Origin of the sequence: Streptomyces sp. NPDC058880 (genome assembly GCF_042742535.1) — a bacterium.
GTDB lineage: Bacteria > Actinomycetota > Actinomycetes > Streptomycetales > Streptomycetaceae > Streptomyces.
Genome location: NZ_JBHYMC010000023.1, coordinates 40,493 through 54,935 on the forward strand (window position 1 = coordinate 40,493; position 14,443 = coordinate 54,935).

Below are 14,443 nucleotides of genomic sequence, written 5' to 3' on the forward strand. Positions count from 1 at the left end.
ACACGGGGCGGGCGCCACGGCACACCGGTGCTCTTCGCTGCATCACCTGTTGGAGTGAAGAGCACCGGTACACCAGTCCGGAAACCGTCCATTCCGCACATCCTTGGGGCACGCGGCCAATGCGGCAGCGGACAAGGAGAGTTCGGTGGACAAGCACGAAGGCCGCGATGCCGGAACGATCCGGCTGGACGACCCCTGGTACGACGCGCTGGCCGTCGGCTGGGGCGAGGGCGCGGAACCGTACCCGCCCCGGCCGGCCCCGGTCGGCCGCCCGACGCCCGGCGCATCCGACATCTACCGGGAAGTGCAGCGCAGCGCCGCCTTCCAAGAGGTCCGCAGCCGGTATCGCCGCTTCGTCGTCCCCGCGACCGCCGGGTTCTTCCTCTGGTACGTCGCCTACGTGGTGGCCGCCACGGCCGCGCCCGGCCTGATGGCACGGCCCGTCCTGGGCGCGGTAAACGTGGCCATGCTGGCGGGGCTGGGGCAGTTCCTCAGCACCTTCCTGCTCACCTGGGCCTACGCCCGGCACGCACGGCTGCGCCGGGACCGGGCCGCACTCGACCTGCGCTGGACCGTCTTCGAGCAGGAACACGGCCGGGAGCGGAGCCGGGCGAGGAGGGCAGGCCGGTGACCAGTGAGCACCAGACCCTCGCGCTGATGCTGTTCAGCCTCTTCATCGCGGTGACCCTGGGCATCACCACCTGGGTCAGCCGCAACCGGCACGGTTCCGCCGAGGAGTTCTACGTCGGCGGGAGACTCTTCTCCCCGATGGAGAACGGCTTCGCCATCGCGGGCGACTACATGTCCGCCGCGTCCTTCCTCGGCATCTCCGGGCTGATCGCCCTCTTCGGCTACGACGGCCTGCTCTACTCGGTGGGGTTCCTGGTCGCCTGGCTGGTCGTGCTCTTCCTCGTGGCCGAACTGGTGCGCAACTGCGGGCGCTTCACCCTCGCCGACGTGGTCGCCGCCCGGATGAGCGAGCGCCCGGTACGGATCGCCGCCGGCACCTCCTCGGTCGTCGTCTCCGTGCTCTACCTCGTCGCGCAGATGGTCGGCGCGGGCAGTCTGGTCGGGCTGCTGCTCGGCAACTCGAGCGCCGCGGCACGGACCTTGACGGTGATCGGGGTGGGCGCCCTGATGGTGGTCTACGTCTCCTTCGGCGGTATGCGGGCCACCACCTGGATCCAGATCGTGAAGGCCGTGCTGCTGATGGGCGGGGCGATCACCCTGACCGTGCTCGTGCTGCTGCGCTTCCACGGCGATTTCGGCCGGCTGCTCACCGGCGCCGCCGAACGCAGCGGGCACGGGCTCGCGTTCCTGAGCCCCGGCCTGAAGTACGGCGGGGACTGGACGGCCCGCGCCGACTTCATCAGCCTGGGTCTCGCCCTGGTCCTGGGGACCGCGGGCCTGCCCCACATCCTGTCGCGCTTCTACACCGTGCCCACCGCCCGGGCGGCCCGCCGCTCGGTGGTCTGGGCGATCGGGCTGATCGGCGGCTTCTACCTGATGACCATCGTGCTCGGCTTCGGGGCGGCGGCCCTCGTCGGACCCGACGAGGTACGGGCCTCCAACGCCTCGGGGAACACGGCCGTCCCCCTGCTGGCGGCCTTCCTCGGCGGCGGCGCCGATACCACCGGGGGTGCGGTGCTGTTCGCCTTCGTCGCCGCCATCGCCTTCGCGACCATCCTGGCCGTGGTGGCCGGGATCACCCTGGCCTCGTCCGCCTCCGTCGCCCACGATCTGTACGCCTCGCTCAAGCGCAGGCACGCTAGGCAGCGCAGCGAGGTCTCGGTGGCCAGGGCCGCGGCCGTGGGGATCGGCGCGGTGGCCATCGCCCTCGGGCTGCTCGCGCAGAACCTCAACGTGGCGTTCCTGGTGGGGCTGGCCTTCGCGGTGGCGGCCTCGGCCAACCTTCCGGTGCTGCTGTACTCGCTCTTCTGGCGCGGTTTCACCACCCGGGGGGCTGTCTGGTCGGTGTACGGGGGCCTGGTTCCGGCGGTGCTGCTGGTGCTGGTCTCGCCGGTGGTGTCGGGCAGCGCGGAGTCGCTGTTCCCGGGGGTGGACTTCCAGATCTTCCCGCTGCAGAACCCGGGGATCGTCTCGATCCCGCTGGGCTTCCTGGCCGGCTGGGTGGGTACGGTCACCTCGGGCGAGGAACCGGACGAGGCGAAGCACGCGGAGATCGAGGTTCGCTCGCTGACCGGCGCGGGAGCGGTCTGAGCCGCGACCGGTTGCGCAGGCTGCAGGGGGGGGCGGGCAGGAGGCGGGGTGCCGGGCGTAGGCCTCAGGCGCGCCCGTCCGACGGGATCCAGGCGTAGCGGTGCTCCGGGCGGCCGGTCCCGCCGTAGCGCAGGGCCAGGGAGACGCGGCCGGAGCGTTCGAGGAGCTTCAGATAACGCTGGGCGGTCTGGCGGCTGATACCGGCGCGGTCGGCGATCTGCTGGGTGGACAGCGGGCTTTCGGCCGGGCGCAGCACCTGGCGGACCAGCTCGGCCGTGGTGGGGGAGTGGCCCTTGGGCAGCTCGTTCTCGTACGCAGCACCGGCGAGGGCGCCGAAGATCCGGTCCACCTCGTCCTGTTCGGCCTCGCCGCCCGTGGCCAGGGTTCGGCGCAGCGAACGATAGGCCTCCAGGCGGGCGCGCAGGCCGGCGAAGGTGAACGGCTTGACCAGGTACTGGAGTGCTCCGAGGCGCATCGCGGCCTGCACGGTTGCGAGGTCGCGGGCGGCGGTGACCATGATCACATCGGTGCCGTCGCCGCGCTGGCGCAGACGGCGGACCAGGTCGAGACCGTTCTCGTCGGGCAGGTAGTGGTCGAGGAGGACCAGGTCCACCGGGTGGGCGGAGAGGAAGTCCAGGGCCTCTGCGGTGGAACGGGCCTGAGCGATCACCCGGAATCCGGGAACCTTCGCCACGTACGCCGCGTTGATCTGGACAACACGCATGTCGTCGTCGACGACCAATACGTGGATCGGGGTCTCGTTCATCGCAGGGCCTCCGGAAGTACGACGGAGAATTCCGCCCCTCCGTCCGCTGCTTCACCGGCCCGGGCGCTGCCGCCCTGCCGCTCCGCGAGGCGGCGTACGAGGGCGAGGCCCAGCCCGCGCTCGCGGTGGGCCCGGGGCAGCTTGGTCGACCAGCCCTCGGTGAAGATCTCCTCGCGGCGCGCGGCGGGGACTCCGGGGCCGTTGTCGCGCACCCGCAGCACGGCGGTACGGCCCTCCGCGCGGAGCTCCACCTCGACCAGGGGCGCCGTCCCGCCGGCGGCGGCGTCCAGGGCGTTGTCCACCAGGTTGCCGACGATCGTGACGAGCCCGCCCGGGTCGACCAGGCGGTCGGGAAGGAGCGTGGCGGACGCCAGCCGCAGGGGGATGCCGCGCTCCGCGGCGACGGTGGCCTTGCCCACGAGGAGGGCGGCCAGCAGCGGGTCGTGGACCTTCTCGGTGACCTGTTCGGCGGTCGTGCGGTGCGCGCCGACGACTTCGGTGACGAACTCCACCGCCTCCTCGTGCAGGCCCAGTTCCAGCAGGCCGAGGAGGGTGTGGAGGCGGTTGGCGTGTTCGTGGTCCTGGGCGCGCAGGGCGTCGATGAGGCCGCGCGTGGAGTCGAGTTCGCGGCTCAGGTGCTCCAGCTCGGTGCGGTCGCGCAGGGTGGCGACGGCGCCTCCGTCCGCCGTGGGCATGCGGTTGGCGACCAGCACCCGGGGGCCCTGGACGGTGAGCAGGTCCCGGCCCGTCACACGGCCCGAGAGCACGTCGGCGGTGCGGCCGGCACCGAGGACGTCGTCCAGAGGGTGTCCGGCGAAGGCGCCGGTGGAGTCCGGGGTGAGGCCCAGCAGCCGGGCGGCCTCGTCGTTGACCAGCCGGACCCGGCCGTCCGGGGCGAGGGCGATCACGCCTTCCCGGACGGAGTGCAGCATGGCCTCGCGTTCGGCGAGCAGGCCGGCGATGTCGGAGAAGGCCAGGTCGCGGGTCTGGCGGTGGATCCTGTGGGACAGCAGGCAGGCGGCCAGGGCGCCCGCGGCCAGGGCGCCGCCGGCGTGGGCGAGCAGCCCCGGGACGGCCCCGAGCAGGCGGTCGCGGACGCTGTCGTAGGCGATGCCGACCGAGACGGCGCCGACGATCTCGCCGTCGGCGGCGACGAGGGGGACCTTGCCGCGTGCGGTGCGCCCCAGGGTGCCGTCGTCGATCTCCATGACCTCGCGGCCCGCCAGGGCGTCGCTCGGGTCGGTGGAGACGGGCAGGCCGATCCGGTCGGGGCTCGGGTGCGAGTGGCGGATGCCGTCCCGGTCGAGGACGACGACGTACTCGGCGCCGGTCGCCTTGCGGATCCGCTCGGCCGAGGCCTGCACCGGGCCGTCCGCCGACGCCGCGGTCTCCAGGAGACCCGCGGCGATCGCGGGGTCCGCCGCGGCGCTCTGCGCGATGGCCAGGGCGCGGCGCATGGCCTGGTCATCGAGCTGGGCGCCGAGCGGCGCGAGGAACAGCCCCGTGGCCAGGACGACGACTCCGGCCGCGATGGCCAACTGGGCCAGCAGGATCTGCGAGACCGCCCGCTTGGGCAGCCCGAGGCGCCGAGCGCTGATGAGGGGGAACCGCATGGACAGCAACGGTAGGTCGGCCCCGGTGCGAGCGGAATGTCCGGGCGCCGTTCGTCGGGCACCCCGCTCCGTGCCCGGGCCATGGGCCATGGGCCCTTGCGGGTGACGCGGACGACACGGGTGTCGTGGCGGTCGGCGGCGGCGCCTCGTGCTCTGGCCAGAAAGGTTCACCGCCTCGCGGGCCCCGGCACGGCACCTCGCCGCGTTGTCGGACCGCGGGAGGACGCCGGGGGCGAGCTGCGGCCCTCCGCCGTGCGCCGCACCGGACGCTGCGAGCCGGCACACCTCTCCGGCCACAGCACTAGGGAATCGGGCGGGGCGGACGGGGGCCCCGGTAGTCGCCGCTCGGGCGCATGCGCAGCGGGCGCTCCTGGTACTCCTCCAGCGCGTGGGCGATCCAGCCCGCCGTGCGGGCCACCGCGAACACGGTCTCCCCGGCCTCGGCGGCCATCCCGCAGGCCAATGTCAGCACGGCCAGTGCCAGGTCCACATTGGCATGCAGACCGCCCTGACGGGCCATCACGGCAACCACCTCACGGGCCGCCGCCAGTGCGGGGGCGGCCTGTTCCAGCCCCTCCAGCCGGGCGAACAGCGCCGCCGCGCGGGGATCCTCACCCTGGTAGAGGCGGTGGCCCAGGCCCGGAACCCGGCGTCCCGCGCGCAGGTACTCAGCGACGACCGGCGCAGCGCCGCCCCGTTCCAGCACCTCCCCCAGCATCCGGTGCGCGAGCCGCCCGGCCGCCCCGTGCAGGGGTCCTTCGAGCGCGCCGAGCCCGGCGGACACCGCCGCGTAGGGATGCGCGCGCGCCGACGCCGCCACCCGTACGGCCAGCGTGGAGGCGGCCAGGTCGTGGTCGACCAGCAGTGTCAGGGCCAGGTCCAGGGCGGCGAGGGCATCCGGATCGGGCTCCCGCGGCGTCAGCCGGGACCACAGCTGCCGGGCGATCCGGCCGTCACCGGCCCACCCGGTGCCCACCGTCGGCAGAGCGCCGACCAGGGTCGGGATCAGGCAGCGCGCGGAGCCGAGAACGGCCTCCTCGGACAGGTCGAAGCGCAGTGGATCGGCCACCGCGGCGGCGGCGACCGCCACCCGCAGCCGGTCGATGGGGCCGCTGTGCGCCGGCAGGGCGTCCACCGTCCGGCGGGCGGCTTCCAGCACCTCCGGGGGAGCGGTGAACCGTGCCCCGGGGGTGACGGTTCCCGTCCAGAGCCACTCGGCGACCTCCTCGTAGCGGTACTGCGAGGCCAGGGCCACGGCGTCGACCCCGCGGAAGTAGTACCGGTCGGGTTCGATGAGCGTCAGCGACGTGCGGACGGACAGTTCACCGGCCGGCGGAGGGGCCGCCTCGCGCCGGCTCCGCCGGGCCAGCGCCGTCACCTCCGCAGGGTCGAAGCTGCTGCCGCGCCCCGCCGGATCACGTCGGCTGGTGAGCTGGCCCCGGCTGACGTAGGCGTACACGGTGGCCGGCTTCACGCCCAGCACCCGGGCCGCCTCCTGCGTGCTGAGCCGGCGTCCGCCGTCCGTCTGGTCACTCATGCCGCCCACCCTACAGATGGATCCGTATATTGATTCAATCAATATTGACAGTGATGGAATCCATCGTAGATGTTCGATGCATGAACACCATCGAAAGCACCGTCGAAGGACCGCGGGGCCTCGCGGGAGTCGTGGTCACCGACACCGTGCTGGGCGACGTCCGGGGCCGCGAGGGCTTCTACCACTACCGCCAGTACTCGGCCGTAGAGCTCGCCTCCTGCCGCAGCTTCGAGGACGTGTGGCACCTGATGTTCCGCGGCGAGCTCCCGGCGGACCCCGCCGAACGGGTCGCCTTCGCCGCCGAGACCGCCGCGCTGCGCCCGGTCCGCGAGGAGGTGCGGGCGGCCCTGCCGGACCTGGCCCGCGCCACCCGGCTGTCCGGCCCGCTCTCCGGGCTGCGCACCGCGCTCTCGCTGCTCGGTGCGTCCGCCGGCTTCCGGCCGGTGTACGACCTCACCCCCGAGCGCCGCGCGGCGGACGCGCTGGCCGCATGTGCCGCGGTGCCGACCCTCCTGACCGCCCTGTACCGGCTGGGCCGGGGGCTGGAGCCGGTCGAGCCGCGCGAGGATCTTCCGTACGCCGCCAACTACCTCTACATGATGACCGGCGAGGAGCCCGACCCGGCTCGGGCCCGTGCCGTCGAGCGGTACTTGATATCCACCGTCGACCACGGCTTCAACGCCTCGACGTTCACCGCACGGGTGATCGCCTCCACCGGTGCCGACGTCGCCGCCTGCCTGACCGGGGCCATCGGCGCGCTCTCCGGCCCGCTGCACGGGGGCGCCCCCAGCCGCGCCCTGGACACCCTCGACGCGATCGGGACCGTGGACCGCATCAGACCCTGGATCCGCGGGCGCGTCCTCGCGGGCGAGCGGATCATGGGGTTCGGGCACCCCGTCTACCGCACCGAGGACCCCCGTTCACGCATGCTGCGCGAGATCGCCCTCGGCTTCGGCGGGCCCCTCGTGGACTTCGCCGTAGAGGTCGAACGCCAGGTGGAGGAGATCCTCGCCGAACTCAAGCCGGGCCGTGAACTGCACACCAACGTGGAGTTCTACGCGGGTGTGGTCATGGAGCTGTGCGGGCTGCCGCGCGAGATGTTCACCCCGACCTTCTGCGCCGCCCGGGTCGTCGGCTGGAGCGCGAACATCCTGGAGCAGGCCACCGACTCCAAGATCATCCGTCCGGCCGCCCGGTACACGGGCCCCACCCCGCCGCAGCCCGTTCCGCCGCCGCACTGACCGGGCCTGGATACGATCGACCGGGTGAACAGCAGGCAGCCCATCCCCGTCGTCGTCCTCGCCGGATTCCTCGGATCCGGGAAGACCACCATGCTGAACCACCTCCTCGCCAGCCGTGGAGGCACCCGCGTCGGCGTCGTCGTCAACGACTTCGGATCCATCGAGGTCGACGCGATGTCGGTGGCCGGCCAGGTCGGAGACTCGATGGTCTCCCTCGGCGGCGGCTGCCTGTGCTGCGCGGTGGACGGCAGCGAGCTGGACGCGTACCTGGAGAAGCTCTCCGCACCCGTCCACAGGATCGACGTGATCGTCATCGAGGCGAGCGGGCTGGCCGAGCCCCAGGAGATGATCCGCATGCTGGTGGCCAACGAGAACCCGGCCGTCCGGTACGGCGGCATGGTGCAGGTCGTGGACGCCGCGGAGTTCGACGCGACCCGGGTCCGGCACCCGGAGACCGACCGCCATCTCGCCGTCGCGGACCTGGTCGTGCTCAACAAGACCGACCGGGTCGACGCGGACGAACGGGCCCGGATCGAGAGCGCACTCGCCACGCTCTGCGCGCCGGGTACCCCGGTGGTGGGCGCCGCCCACGGCCGCATCGACCCGGAGCTGCTCTTCGACCGCAGGCCCTGGACCGAGACCCGGGGACAGCTGTCCTTTGAGGACCTGATCGCGGAGGCCGAGGGCCACGACCACCGCACCCACGCGCACGCCGCCTACGAGAGCACGGAGTTCACCTCGGAACAGGCCCTCTCCCCGCGCCGGTTCATGGACTTCCTCGACCGCCGCCCGGCCGGGCTCTACCGGATCAAGGGTTTCGTGTGGTTCGGAGTCCCGGGTCACGGGGAGTGCTACGAGATCCAGGCGGTCGGCCGCTTCCTCCGCTTCGCCCCGCGGCCCTGGGGGCGGGGCGAAGCACGCCTGACGCAGCTGGTCCTGATCGGCTCGGGCACCGACGGCCAAGGTCTGGTGAGGGAGTTGGCGGCCTGCCGTGAGCAGAGCCCCCAGGACGTGAACCCCGAGACCATGTGGGGCGTGCTGCGGTACGTCGACCGGCCCGGGCCGGAAGGGGAGGACACCCCCGGCCCGGAGGAGGGCGACGCCCCCGGGGCGGACGGGAGCGACGTCCCCGGGCCGGACTCGCCCGGGACAACCCGGATGTATTGACCCGCGGCGCCGGCCCCGGTCCTTCCCCTACGCGCCGTCCGAGAAGACGTGGACGCCCCACCAGCCGGAGGCGTCCCGGTACATGCCCACACCGACCTCGGTGAACTCCGGATTGACCTGGCCCTTGTAGTGGCCGGGGCTGTGCCGCCACATCGACTGGAACTTCTCGGCGGCTTCCTGGGCGGTCATCGAGGCATCGCTCCACCAGACGATGTTCTCGCCCGTCCAGGTGCGCGAGCCGGTCTTCAGGTGCGCGCGGTCCCGGTCGGAGGAGTGGCCGAACCCGTTCTTGCTCATGTGCTCGGCCCAGGTGCGGGCGAAGGTGCTGAGGTCCTGTTTGAGCGCGAGCGGAGGCCTCCCGACGGTGGCCCGTTCGCCGTTCAGCAAGCGCAGGGACAACGACTCGGCCACCTGGACGTCCTGGGTCGAGGTGCGGGCGCCCGCAATCTTCGGGTCCGGCCCCACCGGACCGGTCCCCGAAGGGGCGCGGGTCGGCTGCGCGGACCGCTCCTGCTTCGCGGACCGCCCGGACGACGGTTCGGCCGACGCGGCACGCGCAGGGGACGCGGCGGTGGTGGCACTCGCGCTCGGCGTCGCCGAGGCCGTGGGGGTCCCCTCCGCCGCAGCGGCGGTGGGTGAGGCCGGGTCGGCCGACGGCTCACCCAGGGGGCCCGGGCCGACGGCGTCGGAGGACGGGGTCGAGGACGACGCCGTCGCCGCGGTGCGGGCAGGGGCATCGGCGGATATGAGGGTGTACGCACTCCCGGCCCCGGTCAGCAGGACCACAGTGGCGACCGCTGCCGGCACGGGCATCTTCCTGCGGGCCCGGCGGCGGCCACCGGTCACCCGGCCCGCGTGGCGAGGCCCGGAAGGCAGGCCCGTCCCCGCCGTGTCGACCGTCGCCCGGTCCCCGTCCTGTCCGAACTCGTCGTCGCGCAATTGCATCGCATCTCCTCAGAGGTGTGACGGCCCACTCGGCCTGACACATGAGGAGACCTGCGGGGCGGGCGGCGATAACACTTTCTCCGCGTGATCCGCGTGATCCGCGTGATCCGGCCGGATCCGCGCCGACCCGGCTGCGTCGGCCCCGTCGGAGCCGTCCGGGTACGCCGCCTCGCCGGTGGGGCGGGCGGGGCATGCGGGCCGCGGTCCCGGTCCGCCCCTACGCGACCTCGACGCCGTAGTCGCGCAGCAGGTCCTCCAGGCCGCCCCGGTAGCCCTTGCCGCCGATCACGAAGTCCCAGTCGCCGTTGGACCGGCGCCGGAAGGAGCCGAGCACCAGCGCGGTCTCTCCGGCCCGGCCGTCGGAGACCTCCAGCCGACCCGCCTCGGCGCCCGACGCGTCCAGGAGCCGGATCCGGGCGTCGGTGAATCCGGCCAGGTCGGCGTGCGGATCGGCCTCCGGGTCGATGGCGGCCACGAGCACCAGCCGGTCGGCCCCGGATGGCAAGGCGTCGAAGGAGACCTCAAGTGCCGCCTTGTCCGGCGCCGCGTGTGCCCGCGTCCGTACCGAACCGTCGGGCGTGCACGGGTTGTTGAAGAACACGAAGTGGTCCTCGCTCAGCACCCGGCTGCCGGCGCAGACGAGGGCGCACACGTCCAGCGCGACCCGCCCCGACCAGGTCATGCCCAGCACGTTGTGGTCGGCCGGCGGGGCGGGCTCGGCAGCGCGCTGTGCCGGTACCGGGGCCGCCGGACCGTCGCCGAGGCGCCCGCGCAGCCCGTACTGGTGCAGGAGTTCCACCAGCCGGTCGCCGGGAACCAGCTCCAGCGGCTTGCCGTTGGAGAAGGTGTACGACGTCGGTCCGAAGGACGAGGTGGTGACCAGCACCCCCTTGTTCGCGCCCTTGTCCTGGACTGTGCCGTACAGGTCCCGTACCGCCGTGGGCGGCACGGTGTTGCGGTAGCGCTTGACCTGGACCACGATCCGTCCGCCCGTGATCGGGGAGGGGTCGTTCGCCTCGATGTCCACACCTCCGTCGCCGGACCGCTGCGTGGTCAGCGCCTCCATGCCCATCGCCCGGAAGAGCTCCGCCACCAGGTTCTCGAAGGCGATCGGGTCCATGACGAAGAGGTCGGGCTCCTCGTCCTCGGCCGCGTCCCCGCCGTGGCTGACGACTCCGCCGCCGACCTCGTCGGGCCTGCGCCCCGGCCGTACGGCCGTCAACTGGTCGGGCCGCGCCGACAGCTGCCCGCGCAGCCCCTCCAGCAGGCAGTCCACCGCGCTGACCTGTTCCAGCCTGAGCCCCGCGAAGGCGGTGCGGGCGGTCGACACCGAGGCGAGTACGATCCGCGCCTCCTGCCCCGTCACCGGATCGTGGTCGTCCACGAACCCGTTGACCACGACGGACTCCAGCGCGCCGAACTCGTCCGCCGCGTACAGCTCGCGCACCACCAGCAGCAGGCACTGTGCCAGCAGGTCGCGGTAGAGCGCGCGTCGCTGAGTCACCGGGCGGGCCGTCTCCCGGTCCTGGTCCGTGCTGGGCATGTACCGCACCGACTTGGCCTCGGGCACCACCCGGAAGCCCGGCAGCTGCCAGTCCAGCACCAGCTCGCGCGTGCCCGGGTCGTACGCGGCCGCCAACTGCCTCGGCAGTGCCTCGGGCCAGGCGGTGGACGCGTAGAGGGCTGCCGAGAAGTACTCCACGGCCGCATCCGGGTCGCCCGCGCGCAGCGACCGGGCCAGTTCGGCGAGGCCGTCGTTGTGCTCCCGGATCCCCGCGAGCTGCTGCGCCGCCCACTGGTCGTACTGCTGTCGGTACGCGGCCAGTTGCTGCTGCCGCTGCATCTCCGCGGCATGCGCCGCCTGCCAGGCCTGGGTGTAGCGGGCGTGCGCCTCGCGCTCCGCCTGTGCCCGGCGGTGCGAGCCGAGCGTCCAGCCGGTGTTCTGCTGCTGGAACTGCTCCAGGCGCGGCATCGGCAGCGGATGCGCGAGGTTCCCCGGGGCGAAGGGCTCCAATCGCTCCGGTCTGACCAGCGCGGCCGTACGGAACGCCGGAGCCCGGCAGCCTGCCGCCAGCAGCCCCTGCAGGGCGGCGACCTCTGCCTCGATGCGCTCGGTGCGCCGTCGTGCCTCGGCCTCGCGGTGCTGCCGGTAGGCGGCCTGCTGCTCGCGCTGTCCCCGGGCCGCCTCGCGCTCGTACGCCCGTTGCCGGCGTTCCGCCTCGCGGTGCTGGATCAGCTGTGTCTGCTGCATCCGGCGCTGGGCCTCGGCCCAGTCCCCGATCAACCCGCCCGACCGACGACTCATCAGCTCTGTGTTCTCCCGCCCCACCCGACAGTGCCAAGAGGGAAGACACTAGTCGCCGTTCGGGTGGTACGTCCCCCCGACGTACCACCCGAACGGCCCGCAATCCCTACAACGCGGGTCCCGCCAGCGTCGCCACGGCGGCCGGCAGGGCCGCCCCCGAACCGTCCCGGCGCGGGTCCGGGGTCGGCAGCTCGGCCGGAGCGCCGTTCGCCGCGGCCGCGCGGGCGGGTGCGCCGCCCGCCCAGGCGAGGACCAGCAGGTCCTCGCCCTTCAGGAACCGCTGGCAGCGCACGCCGCCGGTGGCCCGACCCTTGCGCGGGTACTGGTCGAACGGGGTGAGCTTCCCGGACAGCACCGAGTCGTCCAGGGTCCCGTGCGAGCCGGCCACCGTGAACACCACGGCGTCCCGGCCCGGGTCGACGGCCGAGAAGTGGATCACCTTGGCGTTCTGGGAGAGCTTGATGCCCGCCATACCGCCCGCCGGGCGGCCCTGCGGGCGCACCTGGCCGGCGGGGTAGCGCAGCAGCTGGGCGTCGTCGGTGATGAAGACCAGGTCCTCCTCACCCGTGCGCAGCTCGACCCCGCCCACGATCCGGTCGCCCTCCTTGAGGGTGATGACCTCCAGCTCGTCCTTGTTGGCCGGGTAGTCCGGCACGACCCGCTTGACCACGCCCTGCTCCGTGCCCAGCGCCAGGCCCTGCGAGGACTCGTCCAGTGAGGTCAGGCAGACCACCTTCTCGTCCGCCTCCAGTCCGGAGAGGAACTCCGAGACCGGCGCGCCCCCCGCCAGGTTGGGTGCGGCGTGCGTGTCCGGCAGCTGCGGCAGGTCGATCACCGAGAGCCGCAGCAGTCGGCCGGCGGAGGTGACCACGCCGACGTCCGCCCGCGCGGTCGCCGCCACCTGCGAGACGATCAGGTCGTGCTTGGCCCGGGCGCCGCCCTCGTCCTGGGGTAGCGGGTCGCCGTTCGCCGTACGGGCCAGCAGGCCCGTCGAGGACAGCAGCACCCGGCACGGGTCGTCCGCGACCTCCAGCGGTACGGCGGCCACCGCGGTGCCCGCCGACTCCAGCAGGACGGTGCGCCGCTCGGTGCCGAACTTCTTCGCGACGGCGGCCAGTTCCGCGGAGACCAGCTTGCGCAGCTCGTTGTCGGACTCCAGGATGCCGGTCAGCTCGTCGATCTCGCCCGTCAGGCGGTCGCGCTCGGACTCCAGCTCCAGGCGGTCGAACTTGGTGAGCCGGCGCAGCGGGGTGTCGAGGATGTACTGGGTCTGCGTCTCGCTGAGCGAGAACCGCTCCATGAGCCGCGCCTTGGCCTGGGCGGAGTTCTCGCTGTCGCGGATGAGCCGGATGACCTCGTCGATGTCGATGAGGGCCACCAGCAGGCCCTCGACGAGGTGCAGCCGGTCCCGGCGCTTGGTGCGGCGGAACTCGCTGCGCCGCCGGACGACCTCGAAGCGATGGTCGAGGTAGACCTCCAGCAGCTCCTTGAGGCCGAGGGTGAGCGGCTGCCCGTCCACCAGCGCGACGTTGTTGATGCCGAAGGACTCCTCCATCGGCGTCAGCTTGTAGAGCTGTTCCAGCACGGCCTCCGGGTGGAAACCGTTCTTGATCTCGATGACCAGGCGCAGGCCGTGGGCGCGGTCGGTGAGGTCCTTGACGTCGGCGATGCCCTGGAGCTTCTTGGAGCCGACCAGGTCCTTGATCTTCGCGATGACCTTCTCGGGACCCACCGTGAAGGGCAGTTCGGTGACGACCAGGCCCTTGCGGCGCGCCGTGACGTTCTCCACGGCCACCGTCGCGCGGATCTTGAAGGAGCCGCGGCCGTTCTCGTAGGCGTCCTTGATGCCCGAGAGGCCGACGATCCGGCCGCCGGTGGGCAGGTCGGGACCCGGTACGAAGCGCATCAGCGCGTCCAGGTCCGCGTGCGGGTACCGGATCAGGTGGCGGGCCGCCGCGACGACCTCGCCGAGGTTGTGCGGGGGCATGTTGGTCGCCATGCCGACTGCGATCCCGGACGCGCCGTTGACCAGCAGGTTCGGGTAGGCGGCGGGGAGCGCGACCGGCTCCTGTTCCTGGCCGTCGTAGTTGGCGGTGAAGTCGACGGTGTCCTCGTCGATCGACTCCGTCATCAGCGACGTGGCATCGGCCATGCGGCACTCGGTGTAGCGCATCGCGGCCGGCGGGTCGTCGTTGCCGAGCGAGCCGAAGTTGCCGTGGCCGTCGACCAGCGGCAGCCGCATCGAGAACGGCTGGGCCATGCGTACGAGGGCGTCGTAGATCGAGGCGTCGCCGTGGGGGTGGAGCTTGCCCATCACCTCGCCGACGACACGGGCGCACTTGACGTACCCGCGGTCGGGGCGCAGGCCCATCTCGTTCATCTGGTACACGATGCGCCGGTGCACCGGCTTCATGCCGTCCCGTGCGTCGGGCAGGGCACGGGAGTAGATCACCGAGTACGCGTACTCGAGGAAGGAGCCCTGCATTTCGTCGACGACGTCGATGTCGAGGATCTTCTCCTCGAAATCCTCCGGCGGCGGGGTCTTCGTGCTGCGGCGGGCCATCGCTGCGCGGCTCCTTAACCAAGAATGGGATGTGCTGGGTGTCTGGCTGGTCTGGCGGGGTCTGGCTGGGTCCTGCCGAGGTCCGG

General features: G+C 72.6%; 10 protein-coding genes. 4 read left to right on the forward strand and 6 right to left on the reverse strand.

Annotated features, from left to right (window positions below):
* Positions 1 to 145 precede the first annotated feature (145 nt).
* Together ACFW2G_RS15975 and ACFW2G_RS15980 are read left to right on the forward strand one after the other, a co-directional pair.
* Entirely contained in the window at positions 146 to 631 is a 486-nt protein-coding gene (locus tag ACFW2G_RS15975) for a DUF485 domain-containing protein (protein WP_384448357.1), read from the forward strand.
* Positions 628 to 2,220 (forward strand): cation acetate symporter, encoded by a 1,593-nt coding sequence (locus ACFW2G_RS15980; RefSeq protein ID WP_384581520.1) that lies wholly within the window; start codon positions 628 to 630, stop codon positions 2,218 to 2,220. Before ACFW2G_RS15975 ends, ACFW2G_RS15980 begins: the two co-directional genes overlap by 4 nt.
* Positions 2,221 to 2,284: 64 nt before the next feature.
* On the opposite strand, the gene ACFW2G_RS15985 is transcribed toward ACFW2G_RS15980, so the two are convergent.
* The 3 genes from ACFW2G_RS15985 to ACFW2G_RS15995 form a co-directional block, all read right to left on the reverse strand.
* A complete protein-coding gene (locus tag ACFW2G_RS15985; protein WP_384581522.1) occupies positions 2,285 to 2,986 on the reverse strand; it encodes a response regulator in 702 nt (233 codons plus the stop codon).
* Entirely contained in the window at positions 2,983 to 4,599 is a 1,617-nt protein-coding gene (locus tag ACFW2G_RS15990; RefSeq protein WP_384581524.1) for an ATP-binding protein, read from the reverse strand. The genes ACFW2G_RS15985 and ACFW2G_RS15990 overlap by 4 nt, the downstream gene beginning before the upstream one ends.
* A gap of 301 nt (positions 4,600 to 4,900) precedes the next feature.
* Positions 4,901 to 6,136, reverse strand: coding sequence for a citrate synthase (locus ACFW2G_RS15995; RefSeq protein WP_037929741.1), 1,236 nt, complete (start codon positions 6,134 to 6,136; stop codon positions 4,901 to 4,903).
* Between the two features lie 80 nt (positions 6,137 to 6,216).
* On the opposite strand from ACFW2G_RS15995, the gene ACFW2G_RS16000 reads away from it, so the two are divergent.
* On the forward strand, positions 6,217 to 7,377 hold the full coding sequence (locus ACFW2G_RS16000; RefSeq protein WP_384448369.1) for a citrate synthase/methylcitrate synthase: 1,161 nt from the start codon (positions 6,217 to 6,219) through the stop codon (positions 7,375 to 7,377).
* 24 nt (positions 7,378 to 7,401) lie between these two features.
* The gene (locus ACFW2G_RS16005) at positions 7,402 to 8,544 is read left to right on the forward strand and encodes a CobW family GTP-binding protein (protein ID WP_384448372.1); all 1,143 of its coding nucleotides are present in this window, start codon (positions 7,402 to 7,404) and stop codon (positions 8,542 to 8,544) included.
* 27 nt (positions 8,545 to 8,571) lie between these two features.
* On the opposite strand, the gene ACFW2G_RS16010 is transcribed toward ACFW2G_RS16005, so the two are convergent.
* The 3 genes from ACFW2G_RS16010 to ACFW2G_RS16020 all read right to left on the reverse strand — a co-directional run bounded on the left by ACFW2G_RS16010 (position 8,572) and on the right by ACFW2G_RS16020 (position 14,357).
* The gene (locus ACFW2G_RS16010; RefSeq protein WP_384448375.1) at positions 8,572 to 9,489 is read right to left on the reverse strand and encodes a CAP domain-containing protein; all 918 of its coding nucleotides are present in this window, start codon (positions 9,487 to 9,489) and stop codon (positions 8,572 to 8,574) included.
* A 217-nt stretch (positions 9,490 to 9,706) separates the two neighbouring features.
* Complete coding sequence (locus tag ACFW2G_RS16015; protein ID WP_384581526.1) at positions 9,707 to 11,794, reverse strand: restriction endonuclease; 2,088 nt, start codon at positions 11,792 to 11,794, stop codon at positions 9,707 to 9,709.
* A 106-nt stretch (positions 11,795 to 11,900) separates the two neighbouring features.
* A complete protein-coding gene (locus tag ACFW2G_RS16020; protein ID WP_384581528.1) occupies positions 11,901 to 14,357 on the reverse strand; it encodes a DNA topoisomerase (ATP-hydrolyzing) subunit A in 2,457 nt (818 codons plus the stop codon).
* Positions 14,358 to 14,443: the final 86 nt, after the last annotated feature.